Origin of the sequence: Oceanobacillus picturae (assembly GCF_000612865.1) — a bacterium.
GTDB lineage: Bacteria > Bacillota > Bacilli > Bacillales > Amphibacillaceae > Oceanobacillus_B > Oceanobacillus_B jordanicus.
In genome coordinates, this window is record NZ_CCAX010000003.1 from 419,232 (window position 1) to 433,204 (window position 13,973).

The 13,973-nt window shown below is 39.6% G+C and carries 18 protein-coding genes and 1 pseudogene; 18 read left to right on the top strand and 1 reads right to left on the bottom strand.

The features are described 5' to 3' along the window. Positions 1-336 precede the first annotated feature (336 nt). From glpT to rsmI, 18 genes and pseudogenes are all read left to right on the top strand, one after another. On the top strand, positions 337-1,701 hold the full coding sequence (glpT, locus tag BN988_RS16530) for a glycerol-3-phosphate transporter (protein ID WP_036578163.1): 1,365 nt from the start codon (positions 337-339) through the stop codon (positions 1,699-1,701). A 139-nt stretch (positions 1,702-1,840) separates the two neighbouring features. Further along, positions 1,841-1,993: pseudogene (locus BN988_RS16535) on the top strand (transposase); the annotation flags it as partial. Positions 1,994-2,315: 322 nt separating this feature from the next. Further along, positions 2,316-2,582, top strand: coding sequence for a pro-sigmaK processing inhibitor BofA family protein (locus BN988_RS16540; protein ID WP_036578164.1), 267 nt, complete (start codon positions 2,316-2,318; stop codon positions 2,580-2,582). A 225-nt stretch (positions 2,583-2,807) separates the two neighbouring features. Next, positions 2,808-3,413, top strand: coding sequence for a TetR/AcrR family transcriptional regulator (locus BN988_RS16545; RefSeq protein ID WP_036578165.1), 606 nt, complete (start codon positions 2,808-2,810; stop codon positions 3,411-3,413). Next, positions 3,414-4,271, top strand: coding sequence for an ABC transporter ATP-binding protein (locus tag BN988_RS16550; protein WP_036578167.1), 858 nt, complete (start codon positions 3,414-3,416; stop codon positions 4,269-4,271). It abuts the gene before it with no gap. Continuing rightward, positions 4,268-4,951 (top strand): hypothetical protein, encoded by a 684-nt coding sequence (locus BN988_RS16555; RefSeq protein ID WP_051558060.1) that lies wholly within the window; start codon positions 4,268-4,270, stop codon positions 4,949-4,951. Before BN988_RS16550 ends, BN988_RS16555 begins: the two co-directional genes overlap by 4 nt. A gap of 21 nt (positions 4,952-4,972) precedes the next feature. Next, positions 4,973-5,680, top strand: a complete 708-nt coding sequence (locus BN988_RS16560; protein WP_036578169.1) for a hypothetical protein — start codon at positions 4,973-4,975, stop codon at positions 5,678-5,680. 79 nt (positions 5,681-5,759) lie between these two features. Continuing rightward, a complete protein-coding gene (locus BN988_RS16565; RefSeq protein ID WP_036578170.1) occupies positions 5,760-5,951 on the top strand; it encodes a sigma factor G inhibitor Gin in 192 nt (63 codons plus the stop codon). Positions 5,952-6,125: 174 nt separating this feature from the next. After that, positions 6,126-7,556, top strand: a complete 1,431-nt coding sequence (locus tag BN988_RS16570; protein ID WP_036578172.1) for an aminotransferase class I/II-fold pyridoxal phosphate-dependent enzyme — start codon at positions 6,126-6,128, stop codon at positions 7,554-7,556. A gap of 1 nt (position 7,557) precedes the next feature. After that, positions 7,558-8,193: a dTMP kinase gene (gene tmk, locus BN988_RS16575; RefSeq protein WP_036578174.1), complete on the top strand. Its 636-nt coding sequence runs from the start codon at positions 7,558-7,560 to the stop codon at positions 8,191-8,193. A gap of 15 nt (positions 8,194-8,208) precedes the next feature. Next, positions 8,209-8,538 (top strand): cyclic-di-AMP receptor, encoded by a 330-nt coding sequence (locus tag BN988_RS16580; RefSeq protein ID WP_036578175.1) that lies wholly within the window; start codon positions 8,209-8,211, stop codon positions 8,536-8,538. A gap of 129 nt (positions 8,539-8,667) precedes the next feature. Then, positions 8,668-9,102, top strand: a complete 435-nt coding sequence (locus tag BN988_RS16585) for a YaaR family protein (protein ID WP_036578176.1) — start codon at positions 8,668-8,670, stop codon at positions 9,100-9,102. A gap of 32 nt (positions 9,103-9,134) precedes the next feature. Beyond that, positions 9,135-10,124 carry a DNA polymerase III subunit delta' gene (gene holB, locus BN988_RS16590; RefSeq protein WP_036578177.1) on the top strand — a complete coding sequence of 330 codons (990 nt, stop codon included), beginning with the start codon at positions 9,135-9,137 and terminating at the stop codon, positions 10,122-10,124. A gap of 4 nt (positions 10,125-10,128) precedes the next feature. Further along, positions 10,129-10,953 (top strand): PSP1 domain-containing protein, encoded by an 825-nt coding sequence (locus BN988_RS16595; RefSeq protein WP_036578178.1) that lies wholly within the window; start codon positions 10,129-10,131, stop codon positions 10,951-10,953. A gap of 15 nt (positions 10,954-10,968) precedes the next feature. Next, complete coding sequence (yabA, locus tag BN988_RS16600) at positions 10,969-11,316, top strand: DNA replication initiation control protein YabA (protein WP_036578179.1); 348 nt, start codon at positions 10,969-10,971, stop codon at positions 11,314-11,316. Positions 11,317-11,530: 214 nt separating this feature from the next. Continuing rightward, positions 11,531-12,271, top strand: a complete 741-nt coding sequence (locus BN988_RS16605; protein ID WP_036578180.1) for a tRNA1(Val) (adenine(37)-N6)-methyltransferase — start codon at positions 11,531-11,533, stop codon at positions 12,269-12,271. After that, complete coding sequence (locus BN988_RS16610) at positions 12,264-12,557, top strand: GIY-YIG nuclease family protein (protein ID WP_036578182.1); 294 nt, start codon at positions 12,264-12,266, stop codon at positions 12,555-12,557. The genes BN988_RS16605 and BN988_RS16610 overlap by 8 nt, the downstream gene beginning before the upstream one ends. Next, the gene (gene rsmI, locus BN988_RS16615) at positions 12,535-13,407 is read left to right on the top strand and encodes a 16S rRNA (cytidine(1402)-2'-O)-methyltransferase (RefSeq protein ID WP_036578183.1); all 873 of its coding nucleotides are present in this window, start codon (positions 12,535-12,537) and stop codon (positions 13,405-13,407) included. Before BN988_RS16610 ends, rsmI begins: the two co-directional genes overlap by 23 nt. A gap of 110 nt (positions 13,408-13,517) precedes the next feature. Here the strand turns inward: rsmI and BN988_RS16620 are convergent, their stop codons facing one another. Next, positions 13,518-13,796: an AbrB/MazE/SpoVT family DNA-binding domain-containing protein gene (locus BN988_RS16620; protein WP_036578185.1), complete on the bottom strand. Its 279-nt coding sequence runs from the start codon at positions 13,794-13,796 to the stop codon at positions 13,518-13,520. Positions 13,797-13,973 lie beyond the last annotated feature (177 nt).

Sequence of the window (13,973 nt, forward strand, 5' to 3'; positions counted from 1 at the left end):
TTATAGACTGATTTTTTAGTGTAGACAATGAATCTATGTCTATCAAGAAGAAATTCTATTTCTATTTATAATATTTCAATGTATGCGTTGACAATTTTAAAAAAATCATTTACTCTTAATTCTACAAGTTAAGAGGTAGCGGAGACGAGGAGACCATTCTATTTATATACCTCCCTTTTGGGATGTATATGTTTTAGTATGGCTTTTTTGTGTGAAATCCAATCTACTTACCTAGCGACTTCAGCTTTACTAACGAAGGAGGGGCAGCTAACCATTATATTAATGGGTTTTTGGGAGTTTGTTTTCTATTTTTATATACAACAAGGAGGAGCTTTTATGTTGAAATTTTTTAAACCTGCTCCAGCCAAAGAAAGATTACCAGAAGATAAGATAGATGCTGAGTATAAAAAACTTAGATTTCAAGTCTTTATGGGAATATTTATTGGTTATGCAGCTTATTATTTAATTCGGAAGAACTTTTCACTTGCTATGCCTTATCTTACAGAAGAAGGTTTCTCAAAGGGTGAATTAGGTCTAGCTTTATCTGCTATTTCCATCGCCTATGGAATAAGTAAATTTGTTATGGCAACGATCTCAGATCGAAGTAATGCTAGAGTTTTTCTAGTCACTGGTTTAATTTTGTCGGCAATTATAAATTTATTAATGGGATTTATTCCTTTTTTCACATCAACCATCACCATTATGTTTATTATGTTATTCCTTAACGGTTGGGTTCAAGGGATGGGCTGGCCGCCTTCTGGACGTGTTCTTGTACATTGGTTTAGTGTGAGTGAACGTGGTGGTAAGACCGCTATTTGGAATGTGGCACACAATGTGGGTGGAGGACTTATGGCTCCATTGGCTATTGGTGGTGTATCGCTTGCCACAACCTATTTTGGTGCAACCTTTATAGGCTATGAAGGGGTATTTATTTTACCAGCGTTAGTCGCTGTCGTAGTTGCAATTATTGCTTTTGCATTGATTCGAGATACTCCACAATCAGAAGGTTTGCCTCCAATTGAAGAACATCGAGATGATTATCCAAGTAAATCCAAAAAAATATTTGAAACAGAACTAACTACAAAAGAAATTCTATTCAAATATGTACTAAATAATAAATGGGTTTGGGCTATTGCTATTGCTAATATTTTTGTTTATTTTGTACGTTATGGCGTGTTGGATTGGGCTCCAACCTATTTAAGTGAAGAAAAAGGTTTTAATATGAGTGAGTCTGGAATTGCTTACTTCCTATATGAGTGGGCAGGAATTCCTGGTACGCTGTTATGTGGTTATATTTCCGATAAAGTCTTTAAAGGCCGTCGCGGACCGGCTGGTGTTGTGTTTATGCTCGGCGTGCTAGTCGCAGTTCTTGTGTACTGGTTCAATCCTGCTGGTAACCCACTTGTAGACAATATTGCATTAATCGCCATTGGTTTCTTGATTTATGGTCCTGTTATGCTAATTGGCTTACAAGCTCTTGATTTTGTACCTAAAAAAGCTGCTGGTACTGCTGCTGGATTAACAGGCTTCTTTGGTTATATCGGTGGTGCTGTATCAGCAAATGCAATTATGGGCTTTGTAGTTCAGCACTTCAGCTGGGATGCTGGTTTCATGTTATTAACAGTTTCTTGTGTGCTTGCAGTAATATTGTTTGCAATCACTTGGAATGTCCGAGGTCATGAAGTTGTAAAAAATCATTAATTCATGCTAGGAAACCTTTGAAATTATTTAAAGACGAAATACCTGCCATTCCACAATGGCAGGTATTTTTATTGTGGTCTATGAAAACCCCTGGCTATGCCGGGGGTTTCATAGAGCTTCTAGCGTAGAGGCATGTCCAATGCAGGATAAGAATAATCTAGCAAATACACAGTGGAGATGTAAGTTCCCCATAGTTTTTGCACCAAAATATAGAAGACAAATTATTTACGGGAAATATAAAAAAAGCATCGGAGAAATAGTAAGAGAGCTTTGTGAAAGAAAAGGGGTTGAATCCCGAAGTATAGAAAAACATACATATTCGTTAGAAGACAAGCAATCATGAGTTTTTCTAACTAATGTTCTTTTTCCCCTCTTTTCTTCATAAAAATAAGATAAGCGCAGAGTCCAAGTGAGAGGAAAAGAAGTGATGGTGACTTTCGCCTTCCAGACAAGGCATAAGGGCGACGGAGACTCTGGCGAATGCCAGTCGGTAAATCTTCTTTATCGTAGGCAATTAGGCGGCGCCGAGTATTTGGTGTTCGTAGCGAGCTAGACAACGGCGCTTATTTTATACTTTCTTGCATTTCAAGAAAGGGGACAAGGAGGGGATTTGGATGAGTTCTACAGTGGTCATAACAGTAATGGTTGCACTTATCATTGTTTTGTTACTGGTAGGGGCCCCCATTAAGCCAATGCGTTTTTTGGCGCAGGGGACAGTAAAATTAGGAATTGGGATTTTATTTTTGTTTTTTTTCAATGTGTTTGGTGGAGCAATGGGATTACACATTCCAATTAACGTATTCACAGTAGTTGTATCCGGATTTTTAGGATTGTTTGGAATGGCCTCCCTAGCAGCTATTCACTTATTTATTCTTCCATAATGTCTACCATATAAAAAAACTGCCACTGGGACGAGTTCCCCGCCAGTGGCAGTTTTTAATTTAGAAAAGAGTCCCAAGTATAAGAAGGACGTACCCATTCCATTCTCTAAAAGACAAGCAATGTGAGTCTAATGCTTTAAACAGCTTGACCAACGTAACGGTTTTGATTAATATATGAATATAAAATAAATTTATTCATATATTCAAAAACAAGGAGATGTTGGGATGCCAAAGTTTGGGCAAAGGGAAAAGGAATGGATTCAACAAGAGCTTCTTACAAAAGGAAGGGACTTGTTTGTGAAACGAGGACTGAAGAAAACGAGTATTTCGGATATCACGAAATCAGTCGGGATAGCGCAAGGTTCTTTCTACAATTTTTATGAAAGCAAAGAAGTGCTTTATTTAGAGATCTTGGAGCAGGAAGAAGAAAAGATTAGAGAACAACTTGTGCTACCATTTTTCAAGTCGGGTAACGTCACGAGAGAAAGCTTTAAATCCTTTTTAATGGAGGCTTTTTCTGTAATGGAGACTAATGCTTTTATTCGCCAGTTATTTGACGAGGGAATCATGGAATCGCTATTTAGAAAATTACCAGAGGAGAAAGTAGCCCACCTTGCTAATAGTGATGTGGATTTCTTCACACCACTAGTTGAAAAATTGCAAAGGGAAAATGTCATAGTAGAGGAAAAATCTGAGCTTGTTATCCAACTACTGCGCATGGTTTTCTTATTATTTCTCCAAAAGCAACAGATTGGTGAGAAGCATTTTACAGAATCCATGGACTTACTCCTTACCTTTATATCTAATGGCTTAATTAAGAAGGTGGATTAGATGATAAAAGTAGATAAGTTGTTTTTTACTTATCCTGGTCGTAAAGAGCCTACCCTAAAAGGGATGGATTTTACAATAAAGAAAGGGGAGATTTTTGGGTTTCTTGGTCCATCTGGTGCGGGAAAAAGTACGGCCCAAAAAATCCTAATTGGAATGCTGAAAAACTATCAGGGCGGGGTTCGCATTTTTGACCAGGAAGTAAGCCAGGTAAGGCGTTCCTATTATGAAAGCATTGGGGTAGCTTTTGAATTTCCTAATTTCTATCAGCGGCTTACGGCAATAGAAAACCTCTCCTTATTCCGCAATCTCTATGCAGGGGATACTGCTGAAGCAGCGCAGTTGCTTACAGAAATGGGATTAATGGAGTCCGCTCATATGAAAGTGGCCGCTTACTCTAAAGGAATGAAAATGAGGTTGAATTTATGTCGCGCATTATTAAATAATCCGGATATCCTCTTCCTAGATGAGCCGACTTCAGGATTGGATCCACTTAACGCTAAGAAAGTAAAAGATAAAATTATAAGCTTAAAAGAAGAAGGAAAAACGATTTTAATTACCACACACAATATGAGTACTGCTGATGAGATTTGTGATCGGGTTGCTTTTATAGTAGATGGAAAGATCGAATTGATTGATTCCCCCAGAAATTTACGGGTGCTTCATAATAAAAGAAAAGTCCGCTTGGAGTATCGTAAAAAGGATCATCAGTTAGTAACAAGTGAATTTGACTTGCAAGGAATCGGGACAAATCATGATTTTTTAGGTATTCTCCAAACACGTAATGTGGAAACGATCCATACTCAGGAGGCAACACTCGAAGACATCTTTATTAATGTTACAGGGAGAGGGTTGAAATGAGATTTCCTGCAGCCTTTCTCTATGATATAAAAATTCAATTTCGTCACGGACTGTATGCAGTCTATACGTTAGTCAGTCTGTTTTACATTATTGCGCTCCATCAGATCCCGGAACAGTATAGAGAAATTGCTGGGATCTTCATTACATTTTCTGATCCTGGTGTATTAGGATTTTTCTTTATCGGTGGGCTCGTCCTTTTAGAACGGAACCAGAATATTTTAGACAATCTATTCATTACGCCGTACAAAGTGGAAGAATACATCTTCTCCAAAGCACTTTCACTAACGGTGTTATCTATTCTAACAAGTTATATCATTCAATATCAGTGTTTTTGGTATGTCTCATTATCTGGTGCTGTTTCTGGTCGGTGTGTTTTTAACATCCATGTTTTTTACCATTTTTGGTTTAGGGGTAGCGGTGCGCTGCCATACGCTAAATGGATTCTTTCTCCTGTCCTCTATCTACAGCCTGATCTTTTTACTTCCGTTACTAGAAATAACAGGGATGGACCATTTTCTTTTTATGCTTTTGCCAACAAAAGGTGCTCTTCTTTTGATCAGCTCAGGATTTCATTCAATTACTACGTGGGAGGCAATATATTCTGTGGTAATGCTATTAATTTGGGGTGTCATCGCATTTATTTGGGCAAGGAAATCTTTTTATACCATGATTATACGTAAAGCAAGTGAGGGGAAAACATTATGAAGTCCGTCTTCCATTTAATAAAAGGGGACATGAAGCAAATATACAGGGATCCAATGCTTTTGATTTCTTTGATTGGCCCACTCTTGCTCATCTTGCTTGTTCGCTTTATATTGCCGTTTGCTACTGCACAGTTTGCGTTAGGAGCCTATAATGGACTCTTGGCAAGCTTCTTTATTCTATTAATACCATTATTACTAGGCATCATGGCAGGCTTTATTATGCTTGATGAACGAGATGACAAAATGATAGACTACTTTGCTGTGACGCCGTTGAGTAAACAGGGCTACCTGTTGTATCGCTTGTTATTACCAGGAGTGTTAACCGTGTTGTATGGATATATTTATCTGGAGTGGGCGAGTCCTGTTTCCTTACCCATTTTAGATAAACTGTTGGTAACAGTAATGCTAGCAATGGAGGCTCCGATTATCTGTTTGTTTCTTGTTACCATTGCAGCCAATAAGATAGAAGGGTTAGCTCTTTCTAAAGGTGTCGGTCTTGTTGTATTTGTCCCATTCATCGTTTACTTTGTTTCAGAGTCATGGAACTGGGCTGGTGGTATCTTGCCAACCTTTTGGCCGGCAAAGCTATTTCTTATAGAGGGCGTCCATTTGATGAATAGCCTCTTTATTGGGGTTTTGGGAGCAGGTATTCACATCTTCTATATCATTCAATTGTCCAAACGGTTCCTTAGAAAAACAGATTAATAGCTTCGCATTTTTTCAAAGATTTTTCGTATATATTTCGTTAGATTGGGAGATACTAGTTTCTAACGGAGGTGGGGAGATGGAACAAACAACATATTCGCAACGATGTGGGATCTGTGAGGAAGAAAAGGCTAGAGGGATCCATTTGTACACGACATTCATTTGTACAGAGTGCGAGCATAATATGATTCATACAGAGCCACGAGAAGAAAAGTACAATTATTATGTGAGAAAATTAAAGAATGCAACCAAACCAAAACTATATTCATAGATACCTAAGTCTTTGCTTTTTGCAGAGACTTTTTTTATTTCCTACTGGTTTAACTAGAGGGGTAATCGTCGTTCCATAAAAACAGGCGCTTGCCATTTTGTTATAGTAAAATAGCATGAACAAATAGAAATCATTACCGGCCTACATAAACAATAAAAGAAGGAGCGTCTCATCATGGATCAGCAATTGACCCCTTTATTCCAAGCATTAAAACAATTCACTAAGAACAGCCCTGTCTCCTTTCATGTGCCAGGGCATAAAAATGGAACCATTTTTCCCGAGAAGGCAAGTGACTTTTATAATGAAATATTAAAATTGGATATGACAGAACTGACTGGACTAGATGACTTGCATGCCCCGGAAGGTCCTATCGCAGAAGCAGAACGTCTTGCTGCCGACTATTTTCAGGCGGAACATACCTACTTCCTTGTTGGAGGGAGTACAGCGGGGAATTTGGCCATGATTATGGCAGCTTGTTCACGTGGGGATAAGGTTATTGTTCAGCGAAACAGCCATAAATCCATTATGAATGGTTTAGAGTTAAGGGGAGCTAATCCGATTTTTATTTCTCCCGCATATGAGGAAAGTGTCGGTCGCTTCACCAACCCCGAGCAAGATTCATTACTAGAAGCTTTGAAAAGACATCCAGATGCGAAGGCAGTGGTGCTGACATACCCGGATTATTTCGGAGGAACGTACCCCTTAAAAGAGATGATTGAACTTGCACATGATTATCAAATCCCTGTACTCGTAGATGAGGCGCATGGCGTGCATTTTTCTCTAGGCAACCCTTTTCCTGCTTCTGCTATTAGCTTAGGAGCAGATGTTGTTGTTCAATCGGCACACAAAATGGCACCAGCCATGACGATGGCATCCTTCCTGCATCACAACTCTTCTTTGGTGTCGCGAAGGAGATTATCTCATTACTTGCAACTCTTGCAATCAAGCAGCCCATCCTACCCGTTGATGGCATCACTAGATATTGCAAGGGCTTTTCTAGCAACTATGCCCAGACAAGATGTGGATGCTGTTATGAAAAGTGTCGAAGAAGTAAAGAGACTATTTGAGGATTCGGAAAACTGGTCCATTGTCCCTGCAGAGGATCCATTAAAAATAACGTTACACGTGAAACATTCTGCCAATGAAGTAGCAAAACTGTTTGAAGAACAAAATATTTATCCAGAGCTTCAAACAGACAATCAAATTTTATTTATTCACGGGCTGTCTCCTTTTAGTCAAACAGGAACATTGAAAAAAGCAGTAAAAACAGTGAATGAGCAATTAAAAAATAGTCGAATGCATGATACAATAGATATAGTACCGTTTTTAACGGGGCTTGAATCCATAACAGAGCTGGCAATTCCTTATGCAAAAATGGATCAGTTGGAAACAAGGCATGTGCCTATCACCGAGGCAGCGGGACATATAGCGGCAGAAGCCGTTATCCCATATCCGCCGGGAATACCGCTTATACTTAAGGGAGAGCGTATTAAAGAGAAACAGCTTGAACATATAACGCAACTCCAAGGTAATGGAGTGCGGTTGCAGCAAAGGGACCCTGAAAGAGTAGCTGTCTTTATAGGGTCAACAGAAGGAGAAGAATGACGTGGACGGAATCTTTATAACATTTGAAGGCGGTGAGGGTGCTGGTAAAACCTCTCTTCTTCATCGTATAAGCAAGCATTTACGTGACCAGGGTTATGATGTTCTAGCAACAAGAGAGCCCGGAGGCATTGAGATTGCGGAACAGATCAGGAAAGTAATACTCGATCCTGCCAATACGGAAATGGAAGAGCGCACCGAGGCTTTATTATATGCAGCCTCTAGACGGCAACATTTAATTGAAAAAGTATTACCTGCTCTCAAAGCGGGGAAAGTAGTACTATGTGATCGTTTTATTGACAGCAGCCTCGCATACCAGGGACATGCTAGAGGACTGGGCATCGATGAAGTGTTCTCTATCAATCAATTTGCCATTGGTGACTGTATGCCTGATTTAACTTTATTTTTTGATATAGAGCCAAACAAGGGATTGGCAAGGATCGCGGCGAATAAAGATAGAGAACGAAATCGTCTGGATTTGGAAAATCTCCATTTTCATGAACAGGTTTATGATGCCTATCATATTCTAGTGAAAAGATTTCCTCGCCGAATCCAGGCGATCAATGCGGACCAGCCTATGGAAGCTGTTGAGAATGAGGCGATGGATCGCATTGTCACGTTACTAAAAAATAAAGCGTAAAGGGGGTTACGTATAATGAAATTGCTTATCGCTGTCGTTCAGGATAAAGATTCCAATCGTCTAGTAGATGCATTGGGAGAAGAGAACTTTAAAACAACCAAGCTCGCTACTACAGGTGGGTTCCTTAAAGAAGGGAATACGACGCTTATGATTGGTTGTCAGGACGAGTATATAGACGAAGCATTACAAATTATTAAAGACAATTGCTCTCACCGTGAGCAAATGGTAGCACCCATTTCCCCAATGGGAGGGAATGCTGATTCGTATATTCCGAAGCCAGTTAAAGTTGAAGTTGGTGGCGCAACCGTCTTTATTCTGCCAATCGAGTCGTTTTATCAATTTTAGAAAGCTCTCGGCTTAGATATACAATGAGGAAAGGCGGCCAGCAGATATGAAATGTTGATGCTGGTCGTCCCTATTCTTAAGAGATTGTTCAAACACGCATTCCAAGGAAAATATTAAGGGACTGATTTTATGAAAATTGGCCAGGAAATACGGACACAAACAGAGCCGAATTATACTAGGACGAATGTGGTCGAATCTAATTCGTTTCAACAAAGCCTGCGGTCCCAAACCCAAAGCTTGAAACAGCAGGAATTACAGCAATTAATGAAAAATATAACGCTACAGGGAAATAAGCTAGCGCGGTTTCGGTCCTTTCGTGATCTTGCAAAGTTTAAGCGAATGGTGAAAAGCTTTTTGCAAGAGACCGTGTCAAACGGACTTGACCTTGAACATTCTCACAGCTTCAGTCTAGATGGTCAAAGCCGTAAATTGGCTATTGTGAAGCAAGTAGATGAGAAATTATTAGAGCTAACAGAAGAAATAATGAATCGAGAAAAAAAGACAGTAGATATCCTTGGCTTAATCGGAGAAATTAAAGGACTATTGATTAATATATATACGTAACAAGGTATGCCGTAAATGAGGGAGTGAATACAATGATGAACTGGTCTGAAATTGCTGAAGTACAGCCATTGGCTAGCAGAATTATTACCAACAGCATAAAAAAAGACCGTATTTCTCATGCGTATTTGCTTCACGGGGCACGTGGGACAGGTAAAGAAGCAATTGCACAATTGATTGCCAAAAATTTATTTTGTGAAAAGCTGGCAGGGGTAGAACCTTGTAATCAGTGTAATGCATGTAGAAGAATTGCCTCTGGGAACCATCCTGATGTTCATTGGGTAGAACCAGAAGGGAAGTCCATTAAAATAGAGCAGATCCGTAATTTACAGAAGGAATTCAGTTATTCTGGTATGGAATCAACTCGTAAAGTATATGTCATAAAGGGTGCTGAGACGCTTACCGTTAATGCAGCCAACCGTATTTTAAAGTTTTTAGAGGAACCAAGTAAACAAACAACGGCCATCATGCTGACAGAGAATAGCCATGCTATTTTGCCAACCATTCGTTCTAGGTGCCAAATTATTGACTTACAGCCCCTGAATATTGTTCAATTTGAGCGGAAATTAGTGGAGAATGGCTTGAGTAAAAGTACGGCCAAATTGATGGGGGCCCTAACGAATAATTTGGACGATGCGATCGCTCGTAGCAATGATGAGTGGTTTGCCACTGCTAGAAAGATAGTGGTACAATTGATAGAAATGTTTGCCGATAACCCACAGGACGTTTACTTATTTATTCATAACCATTGGGTGGTACATTTTAAAGAACGAACCGAGCAAGAAGAAGGACTTGATTTACTGCTATTAGCGTTTAAAGATGTACTTTATTACCATATTGGAAACGAGTCTGAAATGGTCTTTTTTACGAATCAGGAGCAGTTGCTCGAAAAAGCAGCCCTTTCCTTTTCGCAGGAAGAACTACTAACAAATTTAAATGCGATTATGCAGGCAAAAAGAAAATTGAAGCAAAATGTTAATCCCACATTAGTGATGGAACAACTTACACTTCATATTCAGAGGTGATTATGTGATAGATGTTATTGGAGTCCGTTTTAAAAAAGCGGGTAAAATATATTATTTTGATCCTGGAGAACATACCGTTTCCTTGGACAGTTATGTCATTGTCGAGACAGTGAGAGGAATAGAGTTCGGGAAAGTGGTTATTGCCAAGAAACAAGTGGATGAGGAAGATGTTGTGCTTCCACTGAAACAGGTAATTCGTGTGGCGAACGAAAAGGACAAATTAACTGTAGTGGAAAATCAGGATCATGCTGAAAAAGCATTTCAAACCTGTTCAGATAAAATAATTCAACATAAGCTTGATATGAATCTAGTAGAGGTAGAATATACATTTGATCGAAATAAAATTATTTTTTATTTTACAGCAGATGGCAGGGTTGATTTCCGTAATCTTGTAAAAGATTTAGCAGCTATGTTTAAAACACGTATTGAACTTAGACAAATAGGTGTACGTGATGAGGCAAAAATGCTTGGTGGAATTGGTCCATGTGGCAGAATGCTCTGCTGCTCTACTTTTTTAGGTGACTTTGAACCAGTTTCCATTAAGATGGCGAAGGATCAGAACTTATCCCTTAACCCGGCAAAGATCTCTGGGCTATGCGGAAGGCTTATGTGCTGTTTGAAATATGAGAACGACGATTATGAAACGGCCAAGCGTGAACTTCCTGATATTGGGCAATCTATAAAGACACCACATGGCAAAGGGAAAGTAGTTGGGTTAAACATTCTGGAACGACTTATCCAGATCGAAATTCCAGAAAAAGAACGTGTCATTGAATATACTCTAGACGAACTAATTGATGAAGGTATATTAGCGCAAGCCACAGAATAATGGGGTGAGTTAGGCGTGAAGAAGAGACAGATTTTTGATCAGGTATCGGATATGGAACAGCAGATTGGGGAATTATATGAGCAGCTTGGCGATTTAAAGGGTCGCTTACGTGATTTGCTAGAAGAGAATCACAGGCTTGCTGCAGAGAACCATAATTTACGCAATCATTTGGAACAAACGGATAAGCAGAAGGATACAGAATCAGGTGAGGACAAGCCTTCCAAGAGTTTTCCTGGAGAAGGTTATGATAACCTGGCGAGGCTGTATGAAGAAGGATTTCATATATGTAACCTCGAATTTGGTAGTCCGCGGCAAAATGAAGACTGCATCTTTTGCCTCGACTTCCTAAATAAGAAAAAATAACACACAAGAGCGGCTGTCCCAATCACGGGGCAGCCTTTCTTACACGTTAGGGAAGGATAAAATTTGAGCAAGGAAGCAAAGTTGACGCTGTGAAATTTTAAAGTTCCAAGTATAAGAAAAACGTAACATTCCCTGCTTTTTAGTAATAATTTAACTTAGCGTAGAAAATACACGAAGACTCCTGCGGGATTTTTTACATAGAAAGGGTAAGACAATGGTAGCGTTATTTGATGATGAACGAATCGATTATTTACTGGCAGATGAGAGTATGAAAATTATCCAGAGCCCAACAGCATTTTCCTTCTCCCTTGATGCCGTACTACTTGCACAATTTGCCTATGTTCCCATTAAACGAGGAGCGATCTTGGATTTGTGCACAGGAAATGGGGTAATTCCTCTACTTTTATCGAGGAGGTCACAGGCAAAAATTACAGGGGTGGAGATACAAGAACGTATTTTCCAAATGGCACAACGAAATATTGAGCTGAACGAACTGGGTGAAAAGTTAGAGATGCTTCATGCTGATTTAAAGAATGTAGGACCAACTTTGCAACAGAGCAGTTTTGATGTTGTGACATGTAATCCACCTTATTTTAAAACCCCCTCTAAAAACGAACATAATCATAATGAATACCTCACAATTGCTAGACATGAGGTCTATTGTACGTTAGAGGATGTTGTCAAAGCATGTAAGCTATATGTTCGTCCTGGCGGTAAAGTGGCGATGGTTCACCGTCCTGATAGGCTTGTCGACATTATTGAATTATTCCGGAAGTATAGGCTGGAGCCGAAACGGATACAACTGGTTTATCCTAAAAAAGGTAAGGAAGCGAACATGCTGCTAATAGAAGGAACGCGGGATGGGAAGCCAGGCTTAAAATTTCTACCACCTTTATATATATATAATGAAGACGGTATGTATACGGAAGAAGCGGCGGAGATTATTTATGGATGATGCCAAGCACACGGTTTATATACTAAAATGCAAAGATGGTTCCTTGTATACGGGATATACCAACAATCTAACAAAACGTCTTCAAATGCATCGAGAAGGCAAAGGTGCTAAATACACACGTGGCAGAGGGCCGCTTGAAGTCGTTTATGTGGAACACTTTCCGTCAAAGGAACAGGCAATGCAACGAGAGTATCGGATAAAACAACTACCCCGTAAGGAAAAGGATATCTTAATACGGGACAGAATGGAAGAAGGGATGCAAGGTGAAAGTACAAAAGAGCTATGAGGAAGGGTCGGGCGGAACGCTTTACGTGGTACCTACCCCAATCGGTAATCTGGAAGATATCACATTTCGCGCTCTTAGAACATTAAAAGAGGTTGCTGTGATAGCAGCAGAAGATACGAGAAACACGAAAAAGCTAATGAACCATTTTGAAATAAACACACCATTGATTAGTTATCATGAACATAATAAGCTGGGACGGGAGGAGCAACTCCTTCCAAGAATGATTGATGGGGAATCCATTGCAGTAGTCAGTGATGCTGGAATGCCGGCCATTTCCGATCCTGGCTATGAGCTCGTACAGGCTGCCATTGAAAATGACCTACCAGTTGTCGTCCTTCCTGGTGCCAATGCAGCGCTTTGTGCGCTAGTAGGTTCGGGCCTATCTGCCAAAACGTTTCATTTTTACGGCTTTCTGCCAAGGAAAAAGAAGGATAAGGAAGCAGAGCTTGAGCGGTTAAAGGGTCTACAAGACACCCTGCTGTTTTACGAATCTCCTCATAGACTAAAGGACACCTTAAAAGCATTGCGAGACCAGTTGGGGAAAAGACAAGCTGTGATTGCCAGAGAACTGACAAAGCGTTTCGAAGAATATAGTCGTGGTACAACAGAAGAATTGCTGACATATGTATCCGAAAATCAGCTAAAGGGAGAATGCTGTATTGTGGTGGAAGGTAGTAGTAGTGATATAGAAGAAAACACTGTACTATGGTGGAGCCATCTTCCAGTAAGAGAGCATGTCACCTATTATATAGAAGAAGAAAATTTACCGAGTAAAGAGGCGATAAAAAAGGTAGCTTCGGAAAGGCAGATGCCAAAGCGCGACGTTTATCAGACCTATCACATTGATTAAGAGAAAAACGGAAAGCAACACAAGGAAAAAGGGCTGACGTGCATATGCAAGCGTCAGCCCTTTTTAAAACGTATAATTACCAAGCTTTATAACACTTCGTAAAGAAGCGATTACTTATTAAAACGTGATTGTATTTCGTTCACAAGTTCTTTAGCGCCTTCTTGGCTTAGAACTAGTTTTCCGTTAGCTAAAGAAAGGTTGTCATCCGATACTTCCCCAGTTAGGTGACAAGTCATGTTTGGTTTATACTTTTTAAGGACAATTTTATCGTTGTCCACGTAGATCTCCATTGCATCTTTTTCATGAATATCAAGTGTGCGACGGAGTTCAATAGGGATTACAACACGACCAAGCTCATCGACTTTACGTACAATTCCAGTAGACTTCATTTTTCTCCCCCTCATAGGTTGGAAAGTATCTTCAATCATAATGGGATGTATTGTATTGAACAAACTTTCCGTAAAATAAATCGCCATATTTCGACATGTTTCTAAGCAATAGAATACCAACGATTCTCACGCCTGTCAATATATATTTACCTAAAAATAAAATTAGTGGGAAAATTT

What these genes read in the sequence shown, in the direction of transcription:
- glpT (WP_036578163.1), top strand. Translation starts at nt 337, where the DNA reads ATGTTGAAATTTTTTAAACCTGCTCCAGCCAAAGAAAGATTACCAGAA.
- BN988_RS16540 (WP_036578164.1), top strand. Translation starts at nt 2,316, where the DNA reads ATGAGTTCTACAGTGGTCATAACAGTAATGGTTGCACTTATCATTGTT.
- BN988_RS16545 (WP_036578165.1), top strand. Translation starts at nt 2,808, where the DNA reads ATGCCAAAGTTTGGGCAAAGGGAAAAGGAATGGATTCAACAAGAGCTT.
- BN988_RS16550 (WP_036578167.1), top strand. Translation starts at nt 3,414, where the DNA reads ATGATAAAAGTAGATAAGTTGTTTTTTACTTATCCTGGTCGTAAAGAG.
- BN988_RS16555 (WP_051558060.1), top strand. Translation starts at nt 4,268, where the DNA reads ATGAGATTTCCTGCAGCCTTTCTCTATGATATAAAAATTCAATTTCGT.
- BN988_RS16560 (WP_036578169.1), top strand. Translation starts at nt 4,973, where the DNA reads ATGAAGTCCGTCTTCCATTTAATAAAAGGGGACATGAAGCAAATATAC.
- BN988_RS16565 (WP_036578170.1), top strand. Translation starts at nt 5,760, where the DNA reads ATGGAACAAACAACATATTCGCAACGATGTGGGATCTGTGAGGAAGAA.
- BN988_RS16570 (WP_036578172.1), top strand. Translation starts at nt 6,126, where the DNA reads ATGGATCAGCAATTGACCCCTTTATTCCAAGCATTAAAACAATTCACT.
- BN988_RS16580 (WP_036578175.1), top strand. Translation starts at nt 8,209, where the DNA reads ATGAAATTGCTTATCGCTGTCGTTCAGGATAAAGATTCCAATCGTCTA.
- BN988_RS16585 (WP_036578176.1), top strand. Translation starts at nt 8,668, where the DNA reads ATGAAAATTGGCCAGGAAATACGGACACAAACAGAGCCGAATTATACT.
- holB (WP_036578177.1), top strand. Translation starts at nt 9,135, where the DNA reads ATGATGAACTGGTCTGAAATTGCTGAAGTACAGCCATTGGCTAGCAGA.
- BN988_RS16605 (WP_036578180.1), top strand. Translation starts at nt 11,531, where the DNA reads ATGGTAGCGTTATTTGATGATGAACGAATCGATTATTTACTGGCAGAT.
- BN988_RS16610 (WP_036578182.1), top strand. Translation starts at nt 12,264, where the DNA reads ATGGATGATGCCAAGCACACGGTTTATATACTAAAATGCAAAGATGGT.
- BN988_RS16620 (WP_036578185.1), bottom strand. Translation starts at nt 13,796, where the DNA reads ATGAAGTCTACTGGAATTGTACGTAAAGTCGATGAGCTTGGTCGTGTT.